The sequence below is a fragment of the Rhabdothermincola salaria genome (assembly GCF_021246445.1).
GTDB classification, from domain to species: domain Bacteria; phylum Actinomycetota; class Acidimicrobiia; order Acidimicrobiales; family Acidimicrobilacustridaceae; genus Rhabdothermincola_A; species Rhabdothermincola_A salaria.
Genome location: NZ_JAJQXW010000001.1, coordinates 555,087 through 579,568 on the forward strand (window position 1 = coordinate 555,087; position 24,482 = coordinate 579,568).

Below are 24,482 nucleotides of genomic sequence, written 5' to 3' on the forward strand. Positions count from 1 at the left end.
GTCGTCGGCCTCCCGGAGTGCGCCGGGAACGTCGGACGACGGGCTCTTGGCCCGCGGTGGCTCAGCGGCGGGTGAGGCGACGGAGGCGCTCGGCGGGCGGTGAGGTGGCGGTCACCTCGGTGGCCACGCCGGCCAGGTAGGCGACGTGGCGCACGGCGGGGCGGGGGTCGTCGCCGCGCACCAGGTGCACGCCGGCGGCGGCCGCGGTGCGGCACGCGGCCCGCAGGGCGGCGGCGAGGCGGATGTCGTCGGCCACGAGCCCGGGGTGGCGGCGGGCGAAGCCGACGAGGCCGCGCCCGTGGAGGAAGGTCTTGGCCAGCAGGCCGCCGACGGTGGGGGTGAGGCGGTAGTCCACGCGGGCGTCGTCGACCCACACGAAGGCCACGCCGGCCTCGTGGGCACAGCCCTGCAGGTCGACCTCCTCGAAGCCGACGGCGTGGATGTCTTCGCGGAAGCCGCCGAGGCGCCCCCACAGGGCGCGGGGCAGGGCCAGATTGGCGCCCCAGCCGTACACGAAGCCGTTCGCTCCCTCGGCGGGGGCGGGCAGGGCGAACTGCCAGCGACGGGAGCGGGGGCCGCTGAGGGCGGTGGGGTCGAGGGGGCCGGCGGCGATGCGGTCGGGGCCGTGGCGCAGGGTGCGCCAGTGGGCGTCGAGCCACCCGGGGGTGACGGCGTCGTCGGCGTCGCAGTAGGCGAGGATGCGGCCTCGGGCGGCGGCGGCGCCGGCGTTGCGGGCCCGGTTGGAGCCGGGCACCGGGCCGGCGTCGACCACCCGCACCGGCACCCGGTGGCCGAGGGGGTGGGCGGCCACCACCGCGACGGTGGCGTCGGTGGAGCCGTTGTCGGCCACCACCACCTCCCAGCGGCACCGGGTGGTCTGGGCGGCGAGGGCGTCGAGCTGGGTGGCGATGGTGGCGGCACCGTCGCGCACGGGGATCACGACGGTCACGTCGACGGTGTCGCGGGCCGTGTCACTGGCTGTGTCCCGGGCCGTGTCGCCGTCCGGCCCGGGGTCGGGTGCCTGCCCTGCGGTCACGATCCCAGCGCGGCGCGCAGCTCGTCGAGGTAGCCGTGCCCGTGGCGCTGGTCGGGTTCGAGGTGGTTGCCCTCGGCCCATTCGTTCCAGGACTTCACGAACAGCAGGCGCTGCTCGGCGGGGAGCCCGGCGATGGCGTCGAGGTGGCCGAGGGCGGCGTCGACGTGGGTGCGGAACTTGGCCGGGGTGGAGCCGTGGGCGACCACGCCGCGGCGCCCGGAGCGGGGGGTGTTGTCCCAGTTGGGGTACACGCAGGGCAGCGCCGGGTGCTCGACGGTGGAGGCGGGGTGGGCGACGGGCTCGGTGGCGTAGGGGTAGATCTCGGGCAGGCCCAGCTTGCGCAGCACCCGCATGCGACGCCGGGCCCACGGCGACGTGTCGAGGGGGAGGCGCATGGCGCAGGTGGCATCGAAGCCGTCGGCGGCGGCGCGGCGGTAGGAGGGCCCGAGGCCGACGAGGTCGGCGACCTCGGCCACCAGGTAGAGGCCGCCGAGGTCGGCGTCGTGGGCCATGGCCTGCCAGCGCTCGACGAAGGCGGCGGCGTCGGGCAGGTGCTCGGGGCGGAACACGTAGAACAGCGGACGGCCGTCGACGCGCACGTAGCGGGGATCACGGAAGGCGTCGAGCAGGTGGTCGAAGTGGGCCCGCTCGTCGTCGGCGCCGGGGTAGGACTGCTCGATGAGCACCCGTTCGGGGGCGCCGTGCCACACGCCGGACCAGCTCTGGTTGGCCCAGGCCAGGGCGAAGCCGAAGTCGGGTCGGCCGCTGGCCAGCACCTCGGTGAAGGGGCGCTCCAGGATGCGGCGGCCGCCGAACCAGTAGTGCCAGTAGACGAAGGCCTCGAGGCCGGCGGCGCGGGCCATCTCGGCCTGGGCGGCGCGGGTCTCGGGTACCCGCAGGTCGTAGAAGCCGAGGTCGGCGGGCAGGTGGGGTTGGTGGTGGCCGGGGTAGCGGGGGCGGGCCTTGGCCGTGTTGGTCCACTCGGTGAACCCGGCGCCCCACCACTCGTCGTTCTCGGGTACGGGGTGGTACTGGGGCAGGTAGAAGGCCAGGGCCCTCGCTGCCGGGGCGTCGCTCACGCCCGTTCCGATCGCTCGGCGGCTGCGTCGCGGTCCCTCGCCGCAGTGTCAACGGCCCCGCCGCCCTGGACCGGCGGGCCGTTCTCCAGCTGGCGGTAGGAGAAGTCGGCCAACACCTGCCCGGTGATGGCGTCGGTGCCGGCGGGGTGGGGGTAGGGCAGCAGCTCGGGCACCTCGAACGAGCACACGTTCTCGACGAGGTCGAAGCGGTTGTAGGGGATGCCCACCTCGAGGCTGACGTGGTAGGTGCCCGGTACCAGCCAGGGGGTGGCGATGGTGAGCTCGGCGGTGAGGTGGCCGTCGACCTCGAACCAGTCGCCGGTGTGGCGTGAGTCGCAGACCACGACGGCTTCGCCGCGGCGGTTGCGCACCACGACCTGCACGTACACCCGGTGGCGGTCGTCGCCCTTGGCGCGCAGCGAGAAGCGCACCCGCTTGGGGGCGGCGGTGGTGGTGGGCTCGGAGACGACGGCCACGGACGTGACGGCCACGGGGGTGCGGGCCCGGGCCCGGGTGGTGGGGATCTCGCCGGAGTGGGTGTCGGCGCCGGAGGTGTCGAGGTAGTGGGCGATGGCGTCGTCGACGGGGCCGAGGTAGTCGCGCCGGCCCTCGACGAGGACCATGGCCGAGGTGCACAGGCGGGCGACGGAGTCGAGCTGGTGGCTGACGAAGAGCACCGTGCGCCCGTCGGCGGCGACGTCGTGCATCTTGCCCAGGCACTTGGCCTGGAACTCCTGGTCGCCGACGGCGAGGACCTCGTCGACGAGGAGGATCTCGGTCTGGAGGTGGGCGGCCACGGCGAAGGCCAGGCGCACGTACATGCCGCTGGAGTAGCGCTTGACGGGGGTGTCGAGGAAGCGTTCGATGCCGGCGAAGTCGACGATGGCGTCGAACTGACGGTCGATCTCGGTGCGGCGCATGCCGAGGATGGCGCCGTTGAGATAGATGTTCTCGCGCCCGGTGAGCTCGGGGTGAAAGCCGGTGCCGACCTCCAGCAGGCTGCCGATGCGGCCCCACAGGTCGATGCGCCCGGCGGTGGGCCCGGTGATGCGGGTGAGCAGCTTGAGCAGGGTGGACTTGCCGGCACCGTTGCGGCCGATGACGCCCATGACCTCGCCGCGGGGCACGTCGAGGCTGATGTCGCGCAGGGCCCAGAACTCCTCGGTCTGGCTGCGGCGCAGGGGGTGGCGCAGGCGGTCGAGGGCGACCTGGGCCAGGGTGATGTGGTCGTTGTGGTGGTGGCGGATGGTGTAGGCCTTGGACAGGCCCTCGACGCGGATGGCGAGGTCAGATGACATCGGCGAAGGCCCGTTCCATCCGGCTGAAGATGGCGATACCGGCGGCGAACACGGCGAGGGCGGCCCCGGCGGACCAGGCGGCGAGCACCAGCGAGGGTCGGGGGGTGCCGATGAGTGCCCAGCGCATGCCTTCGAGCAGGCCGGTGAGGGGGTTGAGCTCGAAGAAGATGCGCGAGCCCTCGGGGACGCTGGCCAGCGTGTAGGCGACGGGGCTGGCGAAGAGCAGGAACTGCACGGCCACGGGGAGGATGTACTGCACGTCGCGGTAGCGCACCATGAGGGCGCCGGCGGCCAGGCCGACGCCGAGGGCCAGGGCCAGCACGAGCAGGAACCACAGCGGCAGGGTGAGCACGCCGAGGCCGGGGTGCACGCCGGTGGCGACGAGCAGCACGACGAGCAGCCCGAGCGAGACGGCCACGTCGACGAGCGTGGACAACATGGTGGACAGCGGCAGCATCACCCGGGGGAAGTACACCTTGGACACGAGCTGGGCGTTGCCGAGCAGCGACGAGCTGGTGCGGGTGGTGACCTGGCTGAAGGTGGTCCAGGTGACCATGCCGGCGAGGGTGAACACGAAGTAGGGGATGCCGGCGGGGGCCTCGAGGTCGGCCACGCCGCCGAAGACGAACGACAGCACGCCGGCGCCGAGGAGGGGCACGAGGATCACCCAGACGGCCCCGAGCACGGTCTGGCGGTAGCGCAGGGTGATGTCGCGGGCGGCGAGGCGCACCAGCAGCTCGCGGAACTCCCACAGCTCGCGGGGACCGGGGGGCAGCCACGAGCGCTTGGGCCGGATGGTGAGCAGCGGCTTGGGGAGTGGAGTGGGGTCGGTCACGTGAGGGACGACGGTTCGGCGGCGAACGTCGCCGCCGGGCCGTCGGTCCGGGTGGGGTCGGCGTCGCCGGTGTTCGCGGGGTCGGTGAGGTCGACCACGTCGGGTGCCTCGTCGGCCCGGGCCCTCATCTGCCGCCACACGACGTGAGGGGTGCGGGCCAGGATCTGCAGGTCGAGGGCGAGGGACCACTGCTCGACGTAGCGCAGGTCGAGCTCGGTGTACTTGCCGAAGTCGGCGTCGTTGCGTCCGTCGAGCTGCCACAGCCCGGTGATGCCCTGGGGCATCTCGACCCGGCGGTGGAGCTGGGCGGGGAACTGGGCGTCCTCGGCGGGGAGGGCCGGGCGGGGCCCGACCAGGCTCATGTCGCCGGCGATGACGTTGAGCAGCTGGGGCAGCTCGTCGAGGCTGGAGTGGCGCAGCCAGCGCCCGATGCGGGTGACCCTGGGGTCGTCGGCCATCTTGAACAGGGGGCCGAGGCGTTCGTTGCGGTCGAGCAGGGCGGGCTGGTGGTGCTCGGCGCCGCACACCATGGTGCGGAACTTCAACATGGTGAACAGCCGGCCGTCCTGGCCCACCCGCACCTGCCGGAACAGCACCGGGCGTCCGGAGCTGGCCAGGATGGCCACGGCGATGGCGGCCATGAGGGGCGACAGGACGACGAGCATCACCGAGGCGCCGGCGAGGTCGAGGAGCCGCTTGACGGCGAGCGCGCCGCGACGGCGTCGCCGACGGACGGGCCGGGGCCCGAGGGTCGGCGTCTCGACAGCTCTGGACATCCAGGGTCTCCTCGGGCCGTCCGCCACAAGGCGGCGAGGTTAGCACCGGGGATTTTCGTTCCGGTCCGAGAGGCAGGGGCTGTCGGCGCCGTAGTGTCAGGTGCGGTGCAGGGCCTCCGGGGCGGGGTCGCGGCCACCTCTCCCATGACCTCCGTCGCTCTCGTCCACGACTACCTCACCCAGCGCGGCGGCGCCGAGCGCGTGGTGCTCGAGATGGTGGGGGCGTTCCCGGGGGCGCCGCTGCATACCAGCGTCTACGACGCGGCGGGCACGTTCCCGGCGTTCGCGGAGGTCGACGTGCGGCCCACGGCGCTGCAGCGGGTGCCGGGCCTGGCCCGCCACCACCGTTGGGGCCTGCCGTTGTACGCCCCGGCGTTCTCGGCGACGAGGGTGGACGCGGAGGTGGTGGTGTGCTCGTCGAGCGGGTGGGCCCACGGGGTGCGCACCGACGGACGCAAGGTGGGCTACGTGCACGCGCCGGCCCGCTGGCTCCACCAGACCCGGCGCTACACGGGGGAGGGGTCCGGCGGGGTGGCGCAGCGGGGCCTGGTGGCGGTGGGCGGTCCACCGTTGCGGGCGTGGGACCGCCGGGCCATGGCGTCGCTCGACGTGGTGCTGTGCAACTCCACGGTGACCCGTCGCGCCATCGCCGAGGTCTACGGCCGCGACGCGGTGGTGGTACCGCCCCCGCCGGCGCTCACCCCGGGCGGGCCCGAGCGCCCGGTGCCCGGCGGGCCCGCCTCGGACGCGCCGTTCGGGCTGTGCGTGGCGCGGCTGTTGCCGTACAAGAACGTGGACGTGGTGATCGAGGCGGCCCGGCGGGCCGGGGTGGCCCTGGTGGTGGTGGGGCGGGGTCCCGACGAGGCCCGCCTGCGCGCCCTGGCCGACGCCGGCGGGTCGGGTCCGCCGGTGACGCTGGTGACCGACGCCGACGACGCCCAGCTGCGGTGGCTCTACCGTCACGCGGCGGGCCTGGTGGCGGTGTCGCACGAGGACTACGGGCTGACCCCGCTCGAGGCGGCGTCGTTCGCCACGCCGACGCTGGCGTTGCGGGCCGGCGGGTACCTCGACACGGTGGTCGAGGGGGTGAACGGGCTGTTCGTGGACGACCCGACGGTGGGGTCGGTGGCGGCCGGCCTCGAGCGGCTGCTGGGCACCGGGTGGGACCCGGCGGCAGTGGCCGGCGTCGACCGCCCCGACTTCGCCGCTGAGCTGCGGCGCTGGGTGCTCGGCGGCTGAGGGGCGCTCCGGGGGTCAGCCCCGGCCGGTGCCCACTTCCTCGAGGAGGGCAGACACCTGCTGTTCGTAGGCCGCGACGGTGTGGTGGCGTTCGAGGGTGGCTCGCCCGGCCCGGGCCAGGTCGGCCCGGCGGTCGGGGTCGTCGAGCAGGCCGAGCACGGCGCGGGCGACGGCCTCGGGGGTGTCGTCCACCACCACGTCGGTGCCGGGGAGGGCACCCACCGACCTCGCTGCCGCCGGGGTGGTGACCACCGGGACCCCCATGGCCCAGGCCTGCAGGATGGTGGTCTTGGCCCCGGAGGTGGCGAACGAGGCCACCAGGGCCACGGCGGCTCGTCGGTAGAGGGGGCGCAGGTCGGGCGGGGCCCCGGCGTAGCGGACGCCGGCGTCGACGAGGGCGGCCTGGGTGGCCGGGTCGCCGGCCACCCCGGCGGCCACGACCGCCACGGCGTCGCGTCCGGAGGCGGCGGTGGCCTGCGTGAGGGCGCCGGCTACGGCGAGGAGGCCGTCGGTGTTGCGCACGGTGTCGAGCCGACCGGCGGCCAGCACGGCGATCGGTTCGTCGTCGGGGTCGTCGGGCTGCGGGTGGGGCTCGGGGGTCCAGTAGGTGGTGTCGACGACGTGGTCGACGACGTGGACCGGCGTGCCCGGGTAGCGCTGCTCGGCCCAGGCCCGTTCGGCGGGCGAGATCACCACCACGGCGGCAGGTTCGGAGTGGGTGCGGCGCCGGGCCCGGTCCTCGAGGTGGCGCAGGGCGGCGCCGAGGCGCCCGACGGGGGTGAAGAGGCGTTCCTCGGCCCACACGACGGTGGGCACCTGGGTGGTGAGCGAGGCGAAGGTGTCGTCGCCGTCGTGGCCGATGACCACGGCCACGTCGGGGTCGCCGTCGAGGGCGGCCATGGTCATCGCCGCCACCCAGCGGGCCTGGCGGCGCGCCGGTCGGCCGGCCGGTCGGACGAAGCTGCCGGCGACGGTGGCGAGGCGGCGGAGGCGACCGGGCGACACGCGGGGTGGGCCGGCGGTCTCCATCAGCACCGGGTCGTGGTCGCCCGATGGGTGCGTCGCTTCGGCGTCTGTCGCGGGCGCCGCGGTTTCGCCGCGGGCCGGGCGGGGTTGCACGACGCGCAGCTCGGTGTGGCGGTCGAGCACCGAGGCCAGGGCTCGGTAGCGGAACGAGAACCCGTCGGTGGGGGGCAGGGCCCCCGGCCCCACGATGCGGTGGGGGGACACCAGCACCACCCGGAGCCGGTGGGGGCCGGGCACGGTCAGCGCGGTGGGGCCGGTTCGCGGTCGGCGTAGCCGGTGTCGTAGCCCGAGTAGCCGTAGCCCTGGTAGCCCTTGCCCAGGCCGTTGCCGCCCTTGGCCTTGTTGAGCACGAGGCCGGCCACGGGGGCGGCGACCAGCCCGAGGCTGTGCAGCACCTTGGTGACGTGGGGGCGCTTGGTCTGCCCGGCCGACAGCACCAGCAGCACCCCGTCGACGCGCCCGGAGAGCACCACCGCGTCGCTGAAGGGCAGCACGGGTGGGGCGTCGACGATGACGGTGTCGAAGGCGCCTTCGGCGGTGAGGGCGTCGAAGACCTGCTTGACCCGGGGGCTGGAGAGCAGCTCGGAGGGGTTGGGCGGCGGGGGGCCGGCGGGCAGCAGGTAGAGGCGCTCTTCGCCGGTGACGGGCACGAGGGCCTGGTCGAGGCTGGAGGTGCCGAGGACCACGGAGGTGAAGCCGGGTTCGGCGGGCACGCCGAACACGACGTGTTGGCGGGCCCGGCGCAGGTCGCAGTCGACGAGGCACACCCGCTTGCCGGCGCGGGCCAGCACCACGGCCAGGTTGGAGGCGGTGGTGGTCTTGCCCTCGCCGGGCACGGCCGAGGTGACCTCGATGATCTTGAGGGGACGGTCGATGCCGAGGAACTGCACCGAGGTGCGCAGGTTGCGGAAGGCCTCCGAGGCGGGCGAGCCCGGGTCGTCGATGACGACGGGGCGGCGCCCGTCCACCTTGGCGGCGGGCACGGCCGCCAGCAGCGGCACGGAGGGGGCGACGCGGGCCAGGTCGTCGTCGTCGCGCACGGTGTCGTCGAGGTGGTCGACGAACAGGGCGAGGGCCAGGCCGAGCACGAACCCGGCGACGAGGGCGATGGCGGCGTTGCGGGCCGGGGTGGGGCTGATGGGGCTGGCCGGCGGGGTGGCGGGGGTGACCATCTGGCCGCCGCCGTCCTGCAGGGCGGTGTCGACCTGGAGCTGGTCGATGCGGTCCTGGTAGAGCCGTTGCTGGGCTTCGAGGGAAGACCGTTCGGCTTCGAGCTCACCGAAGGCGTCGCCGGGCGCGTCGGGGTCGAGGCCGAAGAGCTCGAGGTCGATCTCGTCGATGCGGGTCTGGAGGGTGTCGACCTGGAGCTGTAGCTCGCTGCCGGCGGCGGCCAGGTCCTCCACCGCTGCGGTGCGGCGGCTGTCGATGAACACCTCGACGTAGGCGTTGGCCGCGGCGGCGGCCAACTCGGCGTCGTCGGACTCCACGCGGACGGCCACCACCAGGGTCTGGCCGATGGGGGAGGGCGACACCGGCGGCACCTCGCCGACGCCGATGCCGAGCATGTCGGCCACCTGTTGGCGCACCGGGGCCGAGCGCATGAGCTGGAGCTGGGTGGCCAGCTGGCGGTTGTTGGTGTCGGTGGGGCCCTCGTCGCTGAACAGGCTGCCCGTGCCGGGGCGGGCCAGCATCTCGGCGGTGGCCGAGTAGACGGGGGTCTGCAGCTGGGTGATGCCCACGGCCACCAGCAGGGCGACGAGCGGGCCGATGACGAGGAAGTACCAGCGGCGCCGCAGGGCGGCCAGGTAGTCGACGAGGCCGCGGGTGGGGGTGTCGTCGGGGCTGGTGGTGGCGCTGGTCGGGCTCACGCGGTGGGCATCCATGGGGGTCGGCGGGCGCGGCGGGTGCTCCGGCCCGGGACGGAAGCGAGGAGCCTACCGTTCGGCTCTGGGGGCGTCGGGCACCCGGTGGCGGCCGCCGGGCGGGCCAGGCAATAGCGTGGGCGCCGAGCCGCTGCGCACCGGTGCCATCGTCGTCCGCTCTCTCGGCGGGCGGTGCCGGCGGCCGCTCACCTCACGCTCATGGGCCGCCTCCTCGATCGCACCCTCACCCTCACCGTCGTGGGGCCCCTCGTCGTGCTGGTGGTGCTGTCGGTGATGGCCGGCTACCTGGCCCCCTCCGCCGCCGGGAGGGCGTTGGCGCTGGCGGCCTTCGTGTTGTTCGTGACCGCCGCCTTCGCCGTGCCCCAGGCCGTGCTGGCGGTGGCGCTGGTGGGGGCGGTGGCCACCATGCGGGTGCCCTTCTTCGGCGGGGCCATGAGCTACGCGGATCTGACCATGATCCTCGGCACCCTGGTGGCGCTGCGCTTCGCCCCCCGGCGTGACGACGTGGAGCTGCGCCGGGTGCTGGTGGCCTTCGCCGTGTACTTCGGGGCCATCGCCGTGGTGGTGGCCGCCAACCCGAGCACCGACGCGGTGCTGGAGTGGTTGCACCGCCTGGTGCTGGTGCCCGGGCCGCTGCTGGTGGGGGTGGCCCTGGTGCGCACCGGGGCGGTGGACGTGGCCCTGCGGGCCTTCGTGCTGGTGGTGGGGGTGGTGGCGCTGGGGGCGGTGGGCTTCGCCGTGTCGAGCGGCGGGCAGCCCGCCTATCCGTTCGACATCAACAAGAACGCGGCCGGCCTGGTGATGGCCTTCGCCCTGGTGGTGACGGTGGCGGCCCGCCACCGCCTGCGCTGGGCGCCGTTCCTGCGCCACCCGGTGCAGGGCCTGTTGCTGGCCGGGTTGTTGGCCACCCAGTCGCGTGGGGCGGCGTTGGCCCTGGCGTTGGCGTTGGTGGCCCGGGCGGTGCTGGGCGCGTCGGGGGGTCGGGGCCGCCAGCGGGCCATGGCGGCGGGGGTGGTGGCGCTGGTGTTGATGGCGTTGGTGGCGGTGTCGGTGAGCGAGCGCGACCTGGCCCCCGACGCCAGCCCCGGCAACGCGGTGGCCACTCGGGCCGAGGTGTTCGGCCAGGCGCTCGACCTGTGGCGCGAGCAGCCGGTGCTGGGGGCGGGGGTGCGCTACTTCACCGACCCGGACCTCGAGACGAGCGTGGCCCACAACATCGTGGTCAACGAGCTGGGCGAGGCCGGCGTGGTGGGCCTGGCCGGCGTGGTGCTGGTGCTGTGGGTGACGTGGCGGGCGGTGCGCCGCAGCCGCAGCGACCTGGCCATGTTGGGCACCATGATCTTCGTGGTCGAGGTGGTGGCCGCCCTCCTCGACGTGTTCTGGGTCGCCGGCCGCGTGGGCTGCGCCTACGTGTTCATCGGGATGGCGCTGGCCGAGGCGCGAGGACACCGAGAACCGCCTGCTTCGCCCGCCCGGCGGTACGACGCCAGGCTCGACGCTGGCGCGGCGTGAAGAAGACGAGGTCGGCGCCCGACGGCCATGGTGAGCGGCCGGGCGCGGACCCGGTCGGGGTCGACGGCCCGTCGCCACACGACGGCGAAGTGCGCCGTCGCTGGGCCGCGCCGCTCGTGTCTCGAGACGTCGACGGCGAGCACTAGGTTGGCCTCTCATGGCGTCTCACACCGCAGCGTTCGCCCCTGGCGTTGAACCACACCACGGTGGCGTTGGCGTGGGAGTTCGCGACCGACGGCATCTGGGTGGTGGGGATCTCGCCCGGGATGATCGGCTCTCGGTTGGGCCGGGGTCGCCTGCTGACGCGCATGTCAACAAGGGATGGATGATGCAGCTACGTGACCCAGAGGCTGCCGGGCGACCCTGCGCGGCGATGCTCGACGAGCAGCGCACCTCGACGGTCTGCACCGCCGGGGGCTAGCGCCCCCGGGGCGAGCGTGCGTTCCACTCGGGTCCGGTTCTGGCCGGGTCGAGGGGGAGAGGTCGGCGTCGGGCGTTCAGCCGTCGTCGCCTGAAGTGCTGTGCACTTCGGACGGCGACGGGTGGCCGCAACGGTCGCCGCGGCGTTTCGAGAGTCGGAACGTCATTGGAAAGTTGATGAGGATTGATGCAGATGGAACGTGCCAACGGAACGGCACGAGCACGGTGGCTGAGGGCGCTCGGCCTCGTCGTGTTCACCTTGTTGGTCGCCACGTCGTGCGCGAGCAGCGGTGACGACAGCTCGGCCGACGGCGACGGCGGCGGGGCCCTGCTCGAGGAGGGCCTCACGTCGGGTCTGGTGAACGTGGAGGAGGCGCCCGAGCCCCAACAGGGCGGCACCCTCACGATGGGCATGTTCTCCCCGGTGCGCAGTCTGGACCCGGCCGTCATCACCGGCAGCGGCACCGCGGGCGGCATCGAGCTGGCTGCGCTCTACGACGTGTTGATGCGCTTCGACCGTGAGGCGGACGAGTACGTGCCGCAGCTGGCCGAGAGCCTGACGCCGAACGACGACTTCACCGAGTGGACCCTGAAGCTGCGGCCGGAGGTCACGTTCACCGACGGCACCCCGCTCGACGCGGAGGCGGTGGTGTTCAACCTCCAGCGCCACGTCGACGAGCAGAACCGCACCGGGGCGCTGCTGAACGGCATCACGTTCGAGGCGACGGACGCCCAGACGGTGACCTTCACCCTGGACGACCCGTGGGCCGGGTTCCCGTGGTTGCTGTCGTGGACGGCGGGCTACATCGCCTCGCCCACCGCGATCCAGGCCGATCCGGAGGGCTGGGCGTCGAACCCCGTCGGCGCCGGTCCGTTCGTGCTCGACGAGTTCGCCGCCAACGAGGTGCTGTCGGTCAACGCCAACGAGGACTACTGGAACGGCCGTCCGAACCTCGACCAGGTTCGCTTCACCCTGCTCCAGGGTGCCCAGCCGACGGCGGACGCCATCCTCGCGGGTGACTTCCAGGCCGGCTTCGTGCGCGACCCGGAGCCCGTTCGTGAGCTGATCGACGCCGGCTACCCCGGCTATCTGGTGTTGAACAACAGCGGCGAGATCATCTTGTTGAACAACGGGTCTCGCGGTCAGACCGATCGCCCGACCGCCGATCCCCGCGTCCGCCTCGCTGTTCGTCACGCTGTCGACTCCGAGGCGTACAACGAGCGTGGCTACAACGGCCAGGGCTTCCCGGCGTACACGGTGATGGGTCCCTCGTCGCAGTGGAGCACCGAGTCGTCGATCGAGCCGAACCCCGAAGAGGCTCAGCGCCTCGTCGAAGAGGTGAAGGCCGAGGACGGCTGGGACGGCAGCCTCAGCATCATCACCACCGTCGGCTCCGAGGACCGGGCGCTGAGCACCCAGGCCTCGCTGAACGCCGTGGGGATGGACGTGGAGGTGGACGTCGTCCCGACCGTCTCGGACATGTTGAACCGGGTGTTCGTCGATGCCAACTTCGACATGATCCTGTGGGGCATGAGCGTCGACGACGCCGAGCCCTGGGTGGCGATGTACCGGGACCTGTCGAGTGAGAGCGCCACCAACCCGAGCGGCTACGCCAGCGCCGAGATGGACGCGCTGCTCACCGAGCTGCGCGCCGCCAGCGACGAGGCCGAGACCCAGGAGGTCCTCGACGAGGTCCAGGCGTTGTGGGATGTGGACCAGCCGGCAGTGAACCTGTCGCAGCAGCCCGACCTCATCGCGTGGGCTCCTGACGTGTACGGCATGGTGCCGACCGTCGCGTCGATGGTCCTGCTCGACCAGGCGTTCATCGCCGACTGATCGCTTCGCCCCCTGAGCGGGGCTGAGCAGATCTCGAGTGCAGGGGCCCGACCACCTCGGGCCCCTGCACTCGCGTCGAGGGGCGGTGGGAGGTGGCAACCGGACCGGGGCCCTGTGCGTCGGTGGCTAGAGTTGCGACCACGTGCGGTGGTCGGGTTGGAGCGGCGAGTGAAGCGGATGTTCGATGTGGTCGTGGCGGCGACCGCGCTGGTGGTGCTCTGGCCGGTTGTGGCCGTCGTGGCCGTGCTGGTGCGCCTGCGGCTGGGTTCGCCGGTGCTGTTTCGCCAGCGGCGCCTCGGCCGCATGGGCCGCCCGTTCGAGCTGGTGAAGTTCCGCACCATGACCGACGCTCGGGGCCCCGACGGGTCCCTGTTGCCCGATGCCGAGCGCCTGACCGGTCTCGGCCGGGTGCTGCGTCGCACGTCGTTGGACGAGCTGCCCGAGCTGGTGAACGTGCTGCGCGGTGAGATGAGCCTGGTGGGCCCTCGTCCGTTGCCGGAGCGCTATCTCGAGCGGTACAGCCCCGAGGAGCGCCGCCGCCACCTGGTCCGTCCTGGCATCACCGGCTGGGCCCAGGTGCAGGGCCGCAACGCCCTCGACTGGAACGAGCGCCTGGCGGCAGACGTCTGGTACGTCGACAACCGGTCGTTCCGCCTGGACCTGAAGATCCTGGCCCGCACCGTGGCCGTGGTTCTGCACGGTGGTGGGGTGAGCGCCCCGGACCATGCGACCATGGCCGAGCTCACCCCCCATGAGCAGCGCCGGGCGACGAGGATGGAACCGTGAGCCGCATCTACCTGTCCGCCCCCGACGTGCGGGGCCCTGAGCGAGAGATGGTGCTGGCCGCCATCGACTCCAACTGGTGTGCCCCGATCGGCCCGGACCTCGACGCCTTCGAAGCCGAGGTGGCCGAGCTCTCGGGCCGCCGCTTCGGGGTGGCCCTCGCCTCCGGCACCGCTGCGCTGCATCTGGCCCTGTTGGAGCTCGGGGTGAAGGCCGGCGACGAGGTCCTGGTGTCCACCTTCACCTTCGTCGCCTCGGCCGCGGCGGTCACGTACTGCGGGGCGACCCCGGTGTTCATCGACAGCGAGTCCGAGAGCTGGAACATGTCCCCGGAGCTGCTGGCCGAGGAGCTGGCCGATCGCCGCCGGGCGGGCCGTCCGATGCCGGCGGCGGCGATGGTGGTGGACCTCTACGGCCAGTGCGCCGACTACGACCGCATCGTGCCGATCCTGGCCGAGTACGAGGTGCCGCTCATCGAGGACGCGGCCGAGGCGATCGGGGCGGCGCTGGGGGAGCGGCCGGCCGGTTCGTTCGGTGAGGCCGCGGTGTTCTCGTTCAACGGCAACAAGCTGATCACCTCGTCGGGCGGCGGGATGCTGGTCACCGACGACGAGCACATGGCGCACCGGGTGCGCCACCTGGCCACTCAGGCCCGTGAGCGGGCCCCGCACTACGAGCACGTCGAGGTGGGCTTCAACTACCGCCTGTCCAATCTGTTGGCCGCCTTCGGGCGGGGCCAGCTCGTCGGGTTGTCCGACCGGATCGCCCGTCGAGCGGAGATCCGGTCTCTGTACGTCGACGTGTTCGCCGACGTCGACGGTGTGGAGTTCAACCCGATCGTCGACGGCCGCACCGTGAACCACTGGCTGACGTGCATCACCGTGGATGCCGAGCGGGCGGGCTTCAGCGCCGAGGAGCTGCGTCTTCACCTCGAGGCCTCCGACATCGAGTCCCGACCGTTGTGGAAGCCCATGCACCTCCAGCCCGTGTTCGTCGAGGCGCCGGCTCGCCTCGATGGCACGAGCGACGCGCTGTTCGCCACGGGTCTCTGTCTGCCGAGCGGCAGCGGCATGGACGACACCGAGCTGCGCCCCGCGCTCGACCAGATCACGTCATTCCTCGAGGTCTCCGGCGCTTCCAGCCCGGCCCCGAGCATCGTCAGGAGCACCAGTTGAAGGTCGTCGTCACCGGAGGTGCTGGGTTCATCGGCGCCAACACCTGCCGGCTGCTGGCCGAGCACAACATCGAGGCGGTTGCTCTCGACGACCTCTCGTCGGGGTTCCGGTCGAACCTCGAGGGCATCGGTGCCACCCTCGTGGAGGGGTCGATCCTCGATGACACCGCCCTCGATGAGGTCCTCCCCGGGGCCGACGCCGTCATCCACCTGGCGGCTCGTCCGTCGGTACCCCGTTCGATCGCCGATCCGTGGAGTGCCCACGAGGTGAACGCCACCGGCACCGTGAAGGTGCTCGAGGCGGTGCGCCGTCACGATGTCGGCCAAGTGGTCGTGGCATCGTCGTCGTCGGTCTACGGCGCCAACCCCACCCTGCCCAAGCAAGAGGACCTCACCCTGCGCCCGGTGAGCCCCTACGCGGCATCGAAGCTGGCGACGGAGACCTACACCCTGGCCTGGGGCTCCAGCTACGGGATCAAGACCTTGGCCTTCCGCTTCTTCAACGTCTTCGGGCCCCTGCAGCCTGCCGGCCACGCCTACGCGGCGGTGGTTCCGGCCTTCGTCGACGCTGCTCTGGCCGGTCGGCCCCTACCGGTGAACGGCGACGGCAGCCAGAGCCGCGATTTCACGTTCGTTGACAGTGTGGCCAGTGTGCTCACTCGAGCGGTGACCGACCGGACCCATAGTCCGCTGCCGGTGAACCTGGCCTTCGGCACGCGCACCACGCTCCTCGAGCTCATCGGTGAGCTCGAGACGATCTTGGGCCATCCATTGGAACGGGAGCATCGTGAGCCTCGAGCCGGCGACGTGCCCCACTCCCAAGCCGACCAGACCCGGTTCCGTTCGCTGTTTCCGGACGTGGAACCGACGCCGCTGCCCGAGGCATTGGCTCGCACCGTCGCCTGGTTCCGCTCCACTGGCGCCGGGGCCGCTACGTGAGTGGCTCCCACGACCACGCACCGCCGCAGGTCTATGGTGACGAAGCTATGGCCGCACCCCAACCCGCAGCCGCGACCGATCCTCGCGAGCACATCGCCATCCTGTGGCGTCGCAAGTGGTGGATCCTGGCCTGTGTGGTCGTCGCCGTAGCCGCCGCACTGGCGTACTCGCTCACCCGCACGGAGCTCTACCGGTCCACTACCCAGGTGGCCATCAGCGGCACACCGTCGCTCACCGGAACGGTGACCCAGCCCCAGAGCGTTGCCGCCGAGGTGAACTTGGCCGACAGCGCCGTGGTGCGCTCGGTGGCCCGGGAACAGGTGGGTGCGGGCCCGACCCTCTCGGTGAGCGGCGACAACACCACCGCCTCGCTCACGTTCACGGCGGTGAGCGATGATGCCACGGTCGCCGCCGAGGCGGCCGACGCCTACGCCGCTGCCTTCATCGCCGAGCGTCAGTCGCAGAGCCTGGCCGAGTACGAGGCCGCCAGTGCAGTACTGCAGGGCCAGCTCAACGACGTCGATGCTCAGATCGCCGAGGTCAACCAGCGCGAAGCCGAGGCGCTCGTGGGGGTGCTCGACCCCTTGGCTCGCGTGGCCATCGAGGCTGACTTCCAGGAAGAGCGCCAACCTCTGGAGGACGCCCGGGGCAGGTATCGGACTCTGCTCGACAACCTGAGCATCAACCTCGGGCTGGCCCAGAGCGGTGGGGTCCGAGTGACCGATCCCGCCACTGTCCCCTCGTCGCCGTTCTCGCCCGACATCGTCCGCAACGTGCTGCTGGCCGCCATCCTCGGTCTGGTGGCCGGCGTCGGCCTCGCCTACCTCCTCCAGTACCTCGACACCCGTCTGCGCACCGACCAGGAGCTCGAAGACGTCAGCGGCCTGCCAACGCTTACCGTGGTGCCCCTCTACGGCAGCCGGAAGCACCGGAAGAAGGGGGCCGCTACGCTCGACGAGGCCGGGGTGGTGTCCCTCGTGCAGCCCCGCTCGGACGTCGCCGAGGCATACCGCCGGCTGCGCACCTCGGTGCAGTTCCTGAGCATCGATCGGCCGCTGAAGACCCTGCAGGTCACGAGCCCGGGCCAGGGCGACGGCAAGACCACCACCGCCACCAACCTCGCCGTCACCGCAGCCCGGGCCGGTCAGCGAGTCGTGCTGATGGACTGCGATTTGCGCCGACCCCGGCTGCACGAGTGCTTCTCGCTCGCCAACGACACCGGTGTCACCACGGTGCTCACCGGCCAGTCGTCGCTCACTGAGGCCGTGCGACGGCTGCCGGATCTGCCCGGCCTGGTGATCCTGCCGACGGGCCCGGTGCCGCCGGACCCGGCCGAGTTGCTCGGCTCGGGACGGATGTCGGAGCTCATCGACCGGCTGGCCGAGTCGGCCGATCTGGTGATCATCGACACGCCGCCGGTGTTGGCGGTCTCGGATCCGCTGATCATGGCCGCACGTTCCGATGCGCTCTTGATGGTGGCGTCGGCCAGCCGCACGGACCGCCGCCAACTGGCGCGGGCCCTGGCCCAGCTCCGCCAGGTCGACGCCCCGCTCATCGGCACCGTCCTGAACCGCTTCGAGCCCGGACGCGTCTCTGGCTACGGGGGCTACGGCTATGGGTACGGCTATGGCCACTACCAGTCCGACGCGCCGGTGAGGAACGGAGCGCGACCCGACATGGCCGGCGACCCGTTCGGGCCAGGTGTCACAACCGCCGGCACTGCAGCCAGTGCGGATCCTGACCAGGATCCGCCGGCCTCCCGTCGTTCCCGCTTGATGCGACGCTGACTATGAATGCGGCGGCCGGCGGGCCGGGTGTGCCCCGGATCCTTTATCTCATCACCGACCCCATCAGCACCCGCCTGTTGAAGGGCCAGTTGGCCTACCTGCGCGACCACGGCTTCGACGTGGAACTGGCGTCGGCTCCCGGCGCCGACCTCCACGCCTTCGGGGCATCGGAGGGCGTGGTTGCGCACGAGCTGCCCTTCGTGCGCGAGCCCTCCCCCTGGAAGGACATGCGAGCCCTGGTGGCCACGGTGCGGCTGATCCGCCGGCGCCGGCCGCAGGTGGTGAGTGCTTCGACGCCCAAGGCGGGCCTGCTGGGCACGGTGGCGGCGTGGCTGTGCAGGGTGGGGGTGCGGGTGTATGTGGTGCGGGGCCTGCGCTTCGAGACCCTCACTGGCCGTCGGCGCACGCTCTTCAAGGCGCTGGAGCGCCTGGCCGTCCGGTGCTCGACACAGACGCTGTTCAACAGTCGGAGCCTGCGGGCCTTGGCCGAGTACGAGGGGATCATCGCCCCGGGTCGCGGGATCGTGCTGGGAGCGGGGTCCGGCAACGGGGTAGACGTGGAGCGCTTCGCCAATCTGCCCGACAAGTCCGTGGTGCGGGCTGAGCTGGGCCTGCCGGACAACGCCTTTGTGGTCGGGTTCGTGGGACGCCTGGTGCGCGACAAGGGCTTCGTGGACCTCATCGAGGCTTTCGATATTGCGGCCCGGGTTCGGGAGGACATGCGCCTGCTGGTGGTGGGGGACTACGAACCGGGCGACCCGGTCGACGAGGCGACGCGGGTTCGGGTGGCGGCGGATATGCGGATCCTGCACGTCGGTTGGGTGGACGAGCCCGACCAGATGTACGCGGCCATGGACGTGTTGGCGTTCCCGTCGTTTCGGGAGGGGTTGCCCAATGCGCCTCTTGAGGCTCAAGCCGCTGGTGTCCCGGTCGTGGGGTATACGGCCACGGGGACGGTGGACGCGGTCTCGCCAGCGCCCTGCAGTCGTCTAGTTCAAATAGGAGACGTTCAGGCTCTAGCTACTGCGCTAGTTGCAGCGGCCAACTGTCCCGTCGCCGGTTCAAGCTCGTCATCGTGGGTGCGCGATCGCTTCGATCGCAGGCAAGTTCACTCGACGCTCCGAGATCACTTCGGACTCTGGCAGGGCGCCGTCGATGAGAAGTTTGCTGTGGGCATCCCCCGCTATAGCGGGGACACTCCGTGAATATCCGTGTCAGTTGGTCCGGGATCGGCTTCATCGCGCTGACCGCGACCACTGTTCTCATACTCGCCGAGCCCTTCGTGCGTCTCGCCCTGTTCTCCATTCTTGTAGTCCTTCTGCTCTGGCACGTTCTGATTCCTCGAGCGACACTCCGCAGCCTCAGCGATGCTGAGCGCCAGGTACTAAGAGCCTTCCTGATCTTGAAAGGTGCGGCCGCTGTCGGGGCCTACGTGATCGGCTCAAACGCAGAAGCGCTCTTCAGTAGCGGTTGGGACAGTCAGGGTTATCACAATCGTGCTGTGCAGATCTCGGCCGAGCTGGAGCTGACTGGAATCGCCACGAGTCAGCGCAGTGTGCCTGGTACTGGTGCCGTTGAGCTAAGTCTAGGCCATTTCTACCGGAGCCTCGGCGCTGATTCGCTTCTGATCGTGTCAGTCGCCGCCAGCTTCGTATCAGCCGTGGGCCTTGTCCTCTTCTGGATCTCGACACGCGAGGTCGTGCGAGACTCCTGGCGACGGTGGTACGCATTGATTCTGTTCTTTGCTCCAACCACGATCTACTGGAGTTCAGGATTCGGCAAAGAGCCACTAGTTCTCTTGGGTATTGGCTCGTTCGTTGCGTCAGTAGCACTGTGGCGCCGGGGCCGTAAGCCAGTGAGAGCGCTTCTGTACATCGCTGTCTTCGTCCTCACCGTAGGCATGATTCGTCCCCACATCGGAATGGTCGCGGTGGGTGCGCTCCTATTGCCGCTCCTCTTTGCACATGGAAGGGAGATAGCGCCGGTGCGTCGAGCGGTTGGCTTGCTCCTCGGTGCCGGAGTACTGCTCGCGTTGATTCCGCTCACTTCGTCACTTCTAAATGTTGAAGAGGGTGCGAGTCTGTATGACGCCGCAGTGGACCGAGCCGAGGCAACGTCGGAGGGACTCGGCGACGCCAGTTACGAGGCTCAACCCGTCAACTCATTTGGCTCCCTCCCTTCGGCTGTACTGACCACGCTCTTCCGCCCCTATCTCTGGGAGGCTCGTAGCGTATTTCAGCTGCTGACAGCCGCCGAGGCAGCCGCGGCCCTTGTGCTTGGTGTCTACGGCCTGGCGAAGGGCGGATTCTCTCGGCTGTATCGGCAGCGAGGGTTTTGGACACTCTATTCGTCCGGATACATTCTCGCTTTCAGTAGCGTTGTCGTGACTTATGGCAACTTCGGACTGTTGGCGCGTCAACGAATGCAGGTCTGGCCCTTTATGTCGCTCCTGCTGGTCTTGGCCCTGCAGGAAGCGTCTTCGAATCGCTTACCGAAGGCCTCGCCACGATCGACACCACATGACACCAAGTCGTCATGGACCCGCTGATGAATCCAGCCGCCGGTCGCCGCGTGTCGCGCAGGCGATCTGTGCAGTCTGAGGGTGCCGTTGGTGCCGTCTCACCTGAGGTCATTGTGAGTTGTCTTGAGTGGGTTTCCGCCCGAGCTGCCGAGGCCGCGTCACAGGACCAATCAGGACAGACTGATCGCCGTACTGGACCCAGAGCTCAACTGGCTGGCTTGATCGCACTGATCACATCGCTGGGAAAGCCAGGCTTCGCCCTGGCGGCGGCCTCATATTCTCTCCTTTCTCATCGCCGGGGCATTGCCCATCTGGGTCCCCTCCTGCTTGCTGATCACTCGAGTCGCGTGATCGAGACTGTCATCGAGCAGGCCCGGGGCAGCGGATCGAGGGAATGGCACGCTGCCGAACCGGTCCTACCAGCAAAGTGTGATCGGGCCCGCTCAGCTGTCAGCAGCTTGTGCCTGGTCGCTGGATCGCAGTACCGCCACGGCAAGTCACGGACTGACCTGGCCGTCGCCGCCAGATTCTGGGCCGCTGTGTTCACCTGGCGAGCACTGCTCCGACGAACCCCGCCATGCGCAGTCCTAATCGTCGATGATCTCTCAGCGGAGAGGACTGCACTGGGTCTGGCCGCGTTCATCGAGAGGATCCCTATTGGTTACGTGTTGATGCCGGGTCGCCGTCGTCCTGCTCCACCCTTTCCGGTGGATGTCGTGTTCGGACAAGCAGAGAGTCAGGCGGAGAGCGTCCGGGCGCGAGCTCCAGCCATGTTTGCTCTTCCAACTCCCGTTGGAAGCTCGGTGGATCTCGCTCCTTTGGAAGAGGAGAGGCTCCGCTTGGGCTTTGCCCTGAACGCGTGGGGCAGTCTTGACGCCGTGCTCGATAGGTGCCGTGAGCTCAACGCCTCTGAGTTGGGTTCGAGAATTGCGAGCATCAGGGTCCGCCCTCATCCGCGGGTGGCGCGATCCGAAACCTACAAGCTTCTGAATGCAACGTGCGTGGATATCGTCGTTACCGAGAGCGGTGAGAGCCTCGAGGCGTTCGCGGAATCCTGCGACCTGGTGATTGCGGGAAACACGAGCGTATGCGACCGGTTGATCGAACTCGGCGTTCCTGTCGTGTCCATACCGGGCTTGGACTCTCTCGACGGTGACGACAGCTACTGGAATGCACACGACACTCCCCCTCTTCGGTACGGCTATCCGCTATCCGAGTTGTCCGTCGCTGAGGTGCGAAACCACTACGAGTCACAAATGGCCCATAGGTCCGGCTTGCCCAGGTCTGCAGCGCGCCCGACCTGGTCGGACGCGCTTCGGTGTCTGGTAAGTGGCTATGGCAAGTGATCACGTCCCTCGAACGGAGGGTGAGACCCGAGAGCTTTGCGTCGTGTCGCCGCTACGACCCTGGGGTGCGAGCTACAGGGTAAGGGTCGGAGGTTGGCTCTCCCATGGAAACCTTCGACCTAGATTTCTCGGTTTCACACCTGTGAGTGGCAGCAGGAAGGCTGGACAGTATGTCGACACTGTTTGCTACGAGCTCTCATCGAGGATTGCTTCACGCCGGCGGGAGGTCACTCCTGGTTCAGTGCTGGTGCAGAAGGAGGCTTCCCGTCTAGGTAGGGGCGGATTGGAGCGTGCGGTTGCTTTGAATGCTCAGCGACTCGTCTATGACATCGACGACGCTGTCTTCCTTGAGGGCGCCTCTCGTCGAGGCCCGAAGCGTGCAGCTAGGGCCGCATCACTACTTGATGCAGCAGACCTCGTGATCGTTGGCAATGAGTACCTGGCTGACCAGGTCAGATCCCGGGCTGCAAGTGTGACCGTGGTTCCGAGCTGTGTGGAACCCAGCGACTACGTGTCGAGCTGTAGCAACGAGGATGAGGGACCGGTCGTCCTGGGTTGGATTGGCTCGCGAACGACGGAGCGGTACCTACTGCCGCTCATGCCTACGTTGGCGGTCCTCCAGCGGCGATACGGCGTGACGGTGCGGCTGATCTCTGCCGGCCCTTCGCGGACGGAAGTGATGGACGGGTGTGTTGTTGAACGGCGTCGATGGACGGAGCGATCGCAGGCGGCGGAACTCGCCCAGCTTCACATTGCGCTCGCACCATTATCGGATGGCGAATGGGAGCGAGGAAAGTGTGCCTATAAGATCCTACAATACGGGTGCACATCTCTGCCCGTGGTGGGCAACGATGTGGGCGTAACTGGTGAGGTGCTGCGGCGAGCGGGTGGGGTCGTTGCGACGAGCGAGAAAGACTGGCTCGGGTCGCTCGATGAGCTGATCACGAACAGGCCTGAGCGGCTGCGACTCGGTGGGAGCCTTAGGCGCCTTGTCCATGCCGAGTACAGTTACGAGGCTTGGTGGGATGTCTGGAGCGCTGCGCTGCAGGCCGGTTCAGCCGCTCCAGAGACACCCGAATGACCAACTTGGTGGACAGGGTCCGGTGATTCGCGAGTGAAACTGCCAGTGCGGGAAGTGCCGCTCGCGAGAGCGTCGTTCTGCTTTGTAGTGTGACTTTCAGCGGTCCCCGAGCGCTGTCGATCTAAGAAGCACGTATAGGGCCGCGATGAGCTCGGGTGAGGTCATCGTCTGTGGCATCACCCGGGTGAGGATCTTGTCGATCTACTATGCATGGGCATATGAACCAGCTGCCCCTCGACCCCAATCGGCTTCTGCCTATCGCTGGCGAGCACCGTGCAGCGTTTGCGGAGGCCGACCCCTTTCCGCACGTGATCATCGACGGTCTGTTCGACCCCAATGTGCTCAACGGGGTCGTCGCTGAGTACCCGTCGACCGACGGCCCCGTCGACTAGCAGCGATTCGATCAGGACACCTCCGTTAAGTTGGCGCTGAGCCATGATTGGCAGATGGGTCCGACCACCCGGCAGTTCCTCAACCAGCTCAACTGCTCGGCGTTCATGCAGTTCCTCGAACGGCTCACAGGCATCGGGGGCTTGATACCAGACCCTCACTATGCGGGCGGTGGATTACATCAGATCGAACGTGGCGGCTACCTCAAGGTCCACGCCGACTTCAATGTTCACGAGGAACTCAAGCTCGATCGGAGGCTCAACGCCCTCGTCTACCTGAATCGTGACTGGGAAGAGGACTGGGGTGGGCATCTCGAACTGTGGGACCGATCGATGGAGCAGGCCATTCATCGCATCGCTCCGGTCTTCAATAGGACGGTGGTGTTCGCCACGACCGACTGGTCCTATCACGGCCATCCGGACCCGTTGGCTTGCCCTCCGGGGGTGACCCGCAAGTCGGTCGCGACCTATTACTACACCTCGGGTCGGCCCGCCGAGGAGGCTTCGATCGCCCACAACACGCTGTATCAACGGCGACCGGGCGAACGACTCATGCGGGACTGGGTGCCGCCGGTAGCAATTGATGCCGTCAAGCGTTTGCGTCGCCGACACTGAGGGGTGTTCCGGTCCTGCACGACGAACCATGGTTGGCGTCCTCCGTTCGAGCGACTGTGGAGAATGCCATTCGACGCCCAGCGCAGCAGTAGCCGGAGGCGATGGTTCTCGAAGTTGTGGGAGCCGTGTCCGATGCGATGGACCGTCTCGGGGAGCAGGTTGACCGCTTCGGTGGGGCCGTTCGAGAGGCCGGTGGTGTGGAACGCCAGGATTCGGTCGGCCCACCGGTCGACGGTGCGTGCCAGACTGCGGATCTCGGGCACGTCGCAGTCGGCGCAGTGGGTGAGGAACCAACCGCCCGAGGCGTCGGCGGGCGTGGCCCGGGTCGACGGCGGAGCACACCTCCCTCACGAGCTCCTTGACCTCGTGCCCGCCGGGCAGTCGCGATCCGGGCAGCGCCAGATGCGCATGGCCTCACACCACGCCATCGGCCGACCCGCGATGTGCAGATCGCGGACCTTCACCTGGCGACGCCCGTGCCCCGCCGCTCGACGAGATCACCCCCATGCTTACCACCCAGTTCCCCGATGTCGCCGCCATGCTCGGCGACCCCGCCGAGGACCTCCTGGCGTCAGGCACTTCCCGCAGGCTCACTGGAAGAAGATCCGGTCCACGAACCCCCTCAAGCGGCTCAACGGAGAGATCAAACGCGGCACGAACGTCGTTCTCGTGTCTCCCAACGACGCCACGCTCGCCCGCCTGGTCCCCGCCGTCGTCGTCGAGAACCACGACGGATGGGCCGTCGCCGAACGTCGCTACCTCTCCGAAGAATCCATGGCCAAGATCCACGACGACCCGAGATCGATCCGTCCGACGAAGAGGAACCGCCCCTGGGCCATCACCGCCTGAGCGACAGAGTTTCCAGTCAGGCCTTACGCCGACGCCGATCTACACCACCAAGTGGGA

Annotated in this window: 20 protein-coding genes and 1 pseudogene; 13 read left to right on the top strand and 8 right to left on the bottom strand. The window is 69.8% G+C overall.

Annotated elements, in window-relative coordinates; all coding sequences use genetic code 11:
- Positions 1 to 61: 61 nt before the first annotated feature.
- The 5 genes from LUW87_RS02620 to LUW87_RS02640 form a co-directional block, all read right to left on the bottom strand.
- Positions 62 to 949 (bottom strand): glycosyltransferase family 2 protein, encoded by an 888-nt coding sequence (locus tag LUW87_RS02620; protein ID WP_232669520.1) that lies wholly within the window; start codon positions 947 to 949, stop codon positions 62 to 64.
- Between the two features lie 83 nt (positions 950 to 1,032).
- Positions 1,033 to 2,115, bottom strand: a complete 1,083-nt coding sequence (locus tag LUW87_RS02625; protein ID WP_232669521.1) for a glycosyltransferase WbsX family protein — start codon at positions 2,113 to 2,115, stop codon at positions 1,033 to 1,035.
- Positions 2,112 to 3,413, bottom strand: a complete 1,302-nt coding sequence (locus LUW87_RS02630) for an ABC transporter ATP-binding protein (protein WP_232669522.1) — start codon at positions 3,411 to 3,413, stop codon at positions 2,112 to 2,114. Before LUW87_RS02630 ends, LUW87_RS02625 begins: the two co-directional genes overlap by 4 nt.
- Positions 3,403 to 4,248: an ABC transporter permease gene (locus LUW87_RS02635; protein WP_232669523.1), complete on the bottom strand. Its 846-nt coding sequence runs from the start codon at positions 4,246 to 4,248 to the stop codon at positions 3,403 to 3,405. Before LUW87_RS02635 ends, LUW87_RS02630 begins: the two co-directional genes overlap by 11 nt.
- Positions 4,245 to 5,024: a sugar transferase gene (locus LUW87_RS02640; RefSeq protein ID WP_232669524.1), complete on the bottom strand. Its 780-nt coding sequence runs from the start codon at positions 5,022 to 5,024 to the stop codon at positions 4,245 to 4,247. Before LUW87_RS02640 ends, LUW87_RS02635 begins: the two co-directional genes overlap by 4 nt.
- A gap of 105 nt (positions 5,025 to 5,129) precedes the next feature.
- Here LUW87_RS02640 and LUW87_RS19000 point away from each other — a divergent pair, with 105 nt between their 5' ends.
- Positions 5,130 to 6,263 (top strand): glycosyltransferase, encoded by a 1,134-nt coding sequence (locus tag LUW87_RS19000; RefSeq protein ID WP_232669525.1) that lies wholly within the window; start codon positions 5,130 to 5,132, stop codon positions 6,261 to 6,263.
- A 15-nt stretch (positions 6,264 to 6,278) separates the two neighbouring features.
- Here the strand turns inward: LUW87_RS19000 and LUW87_RS02650 are convergent, their stop codons facing one another.
- A complete protein-coding gene (locus LUW87_RS02650; protein ID WP_232669526.1) occupies positions 6,279 to 7,526 on the bottom strand; it encodes a glycosyltransferase in 1,248 nt (415 codons plus the stop codon).
- A gap of 2 nt (positions 7,527 to 7,528) precedes the next feature.
- Positions 7,529 to 9,157: a polysaccharide biosynthesis tyrosine autokinase gene (locus LUW87_RS19005; protein WP_232669527.1), complete on the bottom strand. Its 1,629-nt coding sequence runs from the start codon at positions 9,155 to 9,157 to the stop codon at positions 7,529 to 7,531.
- 213 nt (positions 9,158 to 9,370) lie between these two features.
- Here LUW87_RS19005 and LUW87_RS02660 point away from each other — a divergent pair, with 213 nt between their 5' ends.
- The 11 genes from LUW87_RS02660 (at position 9,371) to LUW87_RS02710 (ending at position 23,576) form a co-directional block, all read left to right on the top strand.
- Positions 9,371 to 10,684 (top strand): O-antigen ligase family protein, encoded by a 1,314-nt coding sequence (locus LUW87_RS02660; RefSeq protein ID WP_232669528.1) that lies wholly within the window; start codon positions 9,371 to 9,373, stop codon positions 10,682 to 10,684.
- A gap of 613 nt (positions 10,685 to 11,297) precedes the next feature.
- Positions 11,298 to 12,941 (top strand): ABC transporter substrate-binding protein, encoded by a 1,644-nt coding sequence (locus LUW87_RS02665; RefSeq protein WP_232669529.1) that lies wholly within the window; start codon positions 11,298 to 11,300, stop codon positions 12,939 to 12,941.
- 168 nt (positions 12,942 to 13,109) lie between these two features.
- Positions 13,110 to 13,727, top strand: a complete 618-nt coding sequence (locus tag LUW87_RS02670; protein ID WP_488169000.1) for a sugar transferase — start codon at positions 13,110 to 13,112, stop codon at positions 13,725 to 13,727.
- Positions 13,724 to 14,899: a DegT/DnrJ/EryC1/StrS family aminotransferase gene (locus LUW87_RS02675; RefSeq protein WP_232669530.1), complete on the top strand. Its 1,176-nt coding sequence runs from the start codon at positions 13,724 to 13,726 to the stop codon at positions 14,897 to 14,899. The genes LUW87_RS02670 and LUW87_RS02675 overlap by 4 nt, the downstream gene beginning before the upstream one ends.
- Positions 14,896 to 15,837: an NAD-dependent epimerase/dehydratase family protein gene (locus tag LUW87_RS02680; RefSeq protein ID WP_232669531.1), complete on the top strand. Its 942-nt coding sequence runs from the start codon at positions 14,896 to 14,898 to the stop codon at positions 15,835 to 15,837. The genes LUW87_RS02675 and LUW87_RS02680 overlap by 4 nt, the downstream gene beginning before the upstream one ends.
- A 47-nt stretch (positions 15,838 to 15,884) precedes the next feature.
- Positions 15,885 to 17,624, top strand: a complete 1,740-nt coding sequence (locus LUW87_RS02685; protein WP_232669532.1) for a tyrosine-protein kinase domain-containing protein — start codon at positions 15,885 to 15,887, stop codon at positions 17,622 to 17,624.
- A 2-nt stretch (positions 17,625 to 17,626) separates the two neighbouring features.
- Positions 17,627 to 18,829: a glycosyltransferase gene (locus tag LUW87_RS02690; RefSeq protein ID WP_232669533.1), complete on the top strand. Its 1,203-nt coding sequence runs from the start codon at positions 17,627 to 17,629 to the stop codon at positions 18,827 to 18,829.
- Positions 18,826 to 20,172 carry a hypothetical protein gene (locus LUW87_RS02695; RefSeq protein ID WP_232669534.1) on the top strand — a complete coding sequence of 449 codons (1,347 nt, stop codon included), beginning with the start codon at positions 18,826 to 18,828 and terminating at the stop codon, positions 20,170 to 20,172. The genes LUW87_RS02690 and LUW87_RS02695 overlap by 4 nt, the downstream gene beginning before the upstream one ends.
- 1,560 nt (positions 20,173 to 21,732) lie before the next feature.
- Entirely contained in the window at positions 21,733 to 22,572 is an 840-nt protein-coding gene (locus LUW87_RS02700; protein WP_232669535.1) for a glycosyltransferase family protein, read from the top strand.
- Positions 22,573 to 22,790: 218 nt separating this feature from the next.
- A complete protein-coding gene (locus tag LUW87_RS02705; protein ID WP_232669536.1) occupies positions 22,791 to 22,964 on the top strand; it encodes a hypothetical protein in 174 nt (57 codons plus the stop codon).
- A 54-nt stretch (positions 22,965 to 23,018) separates the two neighbouring features.
- A complete protein-coding gene (locus tag LUW87_RS02710; protein ID WP_232669537.1) occupies positions 23,019 to 23,576 on the top strand; it encodes a 2OG-Fe(II) oxygenase in 558 nt (185 codons plus the stop codon).
- Here the strand turns inward: LUW87_RS02710 and LUW87_RS19420 are convergent.
- Positions 23,489 to 23,848 (bottom strand): annotated as a pseudogene (locus tag LUW87_RS19420) (transposase); the annotation flags it as partial. The gene LUW87_RS02710 and the pseudogene LUW87_RS19420 overlap by 88 nt on opposite strands.
- Before the next feature lie 169 nt (positions 23,849 to 24,017).
- On the opposite strand from LUW87_RS19420, the gene LUW87_RS02715 reads away from it, so the two are divergent.
- Positions 24,018 to 24,425, top strand: a complete 408-nt coding sequence (locus tag LUW87_RS02715; RefSeq protein ID WP_430300527.1) for a transposase — start codon at positions 24,018 to 24,020, stop codon at positions 24,423 to 24,425.
- Positions 24,426 to 24,482: the final 57 nt, after the last annotated feature.